This window comes from Ferruginibacter sp. (genome assembly GCF_031430955.1).
Lineage (GTDB): Bacteria > Bacteroidota > Bacteroidia > Chitinophagales > Chitinophagaceae > Ferruginibacter.
Genome location: NZ_JANPCM010000123.1, coordinates 1 through 3,067, shown reverse-complemented (window position 1 = coordinate 3,067; position 3,067 = coordinate 1). Strand labels below are relative to the sequence as shown.

Annotated in this window: 5 protein-coding genes; all 5 read left to right on the top strand. The window is 37.8% G+C overall.

The window, feature by feature from the left end; genetic code table 11:
• Positions 1-157 precede the first annotated feature (157 nt).
• Positions 158-463: a 30S ribosomal protein S10 gene (gene rpsJ, locus ACY65O_RS03400; RefSeq protein WP_290339494.1), complete on the top strand. Its 306-nt coding sequence runs from the start codon at positions 158-160 to the stop codon at positions 461-463.
• Between the two features lie 175 nt (positions 464-638).
• The gene (gene rplC / locus ACY65O_RS03395; RefSeq protein ID WP_462219444.1) at positions 639-1,256 is read left to right on the top strand and encodes a 50S ribosomal protein L3; all 618 of its coding nucleotides are present in this window, start codon (positions 639-641) and stop codon (positions 1,254-1,256) included.
• Positions 1,257-1,289: 33 nt separating this feature from the next.
• A complete protein-coding gene (gene rplD, locus ACY65O_RS03390) occupies positions 1,290-1,922 on the top strand; it encodes a 50S ribosomal protein L4 (RefSeq protein ID WP_462219443.1) in 633 nt (210 codons plus the stop codon).
• 71 nt (positions 1,923-1,993) lie between these two features.
• Positions 1,994-2,296 carry a 50S ribosomal protein L23 gene (rplW, locus tag ACY65O_RS03385; RefSeq protein WP_462219442.1) on the top strand — a complete coding sequence of 101 codons (303 nt, stop codon included), beginning with the start codon at positions 1,994-1,996 and terminating at the stop codon, positions 2,294-2,296.
• A gap of 93 nt (positions 2,297-2,389) precedes the next feature.
• The coding region (rplB, locus tag ACY65O_RS03380) for a 50S ribosomal protein L2 (RefSeq protein WP_462219441.1) at positions 2,390-3,067 on the top strand (678 nt) is incomplete at its 3' end.

Sequence of the window (3,067 nt, the reverse complement as noted above, 5' to 3'; positions counted from 1 at the left end):
TCTTTTTATTGAAAGGCCAAACCCACTAATATTGGGGGTTAATACAGCTGTATGTAATAAAAGCAAAAAAACTTTGCGCTTTCATTTGCTATATCAAATCATCCCCTTACCTTTGCACTCCAAATTAAAAAAACGGTAATTCTAAAGTTCTTTAAATATGTCACAGAGAATCAGAATCAAACTACAGTCTTACGATCATAACCTGGTTGATAAATCAGCTGAAAAGATTGTAAAAACTGTTCGCAGTACAGGTGCAGTAGTAACAGGACCAATTCCTTTACCTACACACAAGAAAATTTTTACTGTATTGCGTGCCCCTCACGTTAATAAAAAGGCACGTGAGCAGTTTCAACTGTGTACACATAAACGTTTATTAGATATTTACACCAGCAGCAGCCGTACGGTAGATGCTTTAAGTAAGTTAGACTTACCAAGTGGTGTAGATGTTGAGATCAAAGCATAATGAACTTCTCCGCACTGTCATACTGAGCACAGTCGAAGTAACGGAGAAAGCATACGCTAAGTTCTTAAAAAAGAAAAAAATATTGAACATCTAACTCCTTTTAACTGATGTCAGGCTGAGTTTATCGATGCCTGTCGAAGCCAAAAAGAGGAGCGCTGGATAAAAAAAAGATACAATGAAAAGTATTATTGGAAAGAAAATTGGCATGACCAGTATCTTCGACACCACAGGTAAACAAACTGCGGTTACCATTATAGAAGCTGGTCCATGCGTTGTTACGCAAAAGAAAACCGTTGAAACAGATGGTTATAATGCTCTCCAAATAGCATTCGGCGACAAAAAAGAAAAGCACTCCTTAAAGTCAGAAACAGGGCACTTTGCCAAAGCCCAAACATCTCCTAAAAAATTCGTTCAGGAAATACGCAATAGCGAAATAGATAAAGCAGTAGGTGAAACTATTACTGTGGATATTTTTGCCGAAGGTGATGCCATCGAAGTAGTTGGTACCACAAAAGGTAAGGGTTTTCAGGGTGTAGTTAAGCGTCACGGCTTTAGTGGTGTGGGTGGCCAGTCTCATGGTCAGCACGACAGGTCAAGAGCTCCCGGTTCTATCGGTAACTCATCCGATGCCAGCCGTGTATTTAAAGGCATGCGCATGGGTGGCCGTATGGGTCAGGACAGAGTGACTATGAAAGGATTGAAAGTAGTAAAAATATTCGCTGAAAAGAATTACATATTAGTTAGCGGTTCAGTTCCCGGCCATAATGGTTCAATTGTTTTAATTCAAAAATAAGCAACCGGCCGCTGGCCAATAAAAATAAGTACAATGCAAGTAGACGTTTTAAATATAGAAGGAAAAAAGACTGGAAGAACAGTTGAGTTGCCGGAAGAAATTTTTGGTATCGAACCTAACGACCACGTTATTTATCTTGCCGTAAAGCAATACCAGGGTGCACAACGTCAGGGTACGCACAAGGTAAAAACACGTATGGAAGTTAAAGGTTCTTCTAAAAAATTACACAAACAAAAAGGTACAGGTGGTGCCCGTAAAGGTAACCTGCGTAACCCTTTGTATAAGGGTGGTGGTAGCATTTTTGGTCCAAAGCCGCATAAGTATGATATCAAATTGAATCAGAAAGTAAAGACGTTGGCTAAAATGAGTGCTTTGGCTTACAAAGCAAAAGACAACGCCATTTTTGTGGTAGAAGATATAAAAATGGATACTCCAAAAACAAGTGTTTTCACTTCAATGTTGAAGAACCTGGGAGTTAACGGAAAAAAATCTTTGTTTGTAATACCTGAAGATAATTACAATTTGTATTTAAGCCTTAGGAATGTGGCTAATGTAAATGGCACATTAATAAGAGATATAAATACTTATGATATCATTAATGCTAACGTGTTAGTGTTAACCGAAAATGCAGCAAAAGTATTTACAGCAGAAGAAGCAGAAGCATAAAAACAATTTGCAAATAAGCCAATTGGCAAATGTGCAAATTGAAAGAAATAATAAATTATCAAATTAGTTTTATGAACCCGTCAGACATTTTAATAAAGCCGATTTTATCTGAAAAAGCTAACAAGCAAACAGAAAAACAAAACCGTTACTCTTTTGTAGTGGACAAAAAGGCTAATAAACTGGAAATTAAAAAAGCTGTAGAATTATTTTATGGTGTGCAGGTTAGCAATGTTAATACAATTGTAGTGCCATCAAAAGCTAAAGCAAAATATACAAAAGCCGGATTTATAGTTGGCCGTAAGCCTTCTAAAAAGAAAGCAATTGTAACTGTTGCAGAAGGCGAAACAATTGACCTTTACGGCAGCGGTATCTAAGCTCCTATCCCCTGAAGGGAAAAAGGAGAAGAAAAAATTATATAATGAATGGTAATCAATTACCGCAAAAATTGAAAATATAAAATAGTAACAATGGCACTTAGAAAATACAAACCAACAACAGCAGGTACCCGATGGAGAATTGGTAATGCATACGAAGAGATCACTACCAACGTGCCTGAAAAATCTTTGTTGGAAAAACAAAAGAACACTGCAGGCCGTAATGCCCAGGGCAGAAGAAGTATGCGCTATATGGGAGGTGGAAATAAAACCATGTACCGTGTTATAGATTTTAAAAGAGATAAGAAAAATATTCCTGCAGTAGTTAAAACTATTGAGTACGATCCAAACCGTACAGCATTTATTGCATTAGTTAATTATGCTGATGGAGAAAAAAGATACATCATTGCACCACAGGGGTTACAGGTTGGCCAAACAGTTATGAGCGGCGATACTGTAGCACCGGAATTAGGAAATGCATTGATCTTTAAAAACATGCCTTTGGGTACTAACGTACATAATATCGAAATGCAACCAGGCCAGGGTGGCAAGTTGGCCCGCAGTGCTGGTTCTTCTGCACAGTTGACTAACAAAGAAGAAAAATACGCCATATTAAAAATGCCTTCTGGTGAGTTAAGGAAAGTATTAGTTAATTGTTATGCAACAGTAGGTGTTGTTAGCAACAGCGACCATTTCTTGCAGAGCATGGGTAAAGCTGGACGCAACAGATGGAAAGGTATCAAACCAAGAACAAGAGGTGTAGCAATGAAC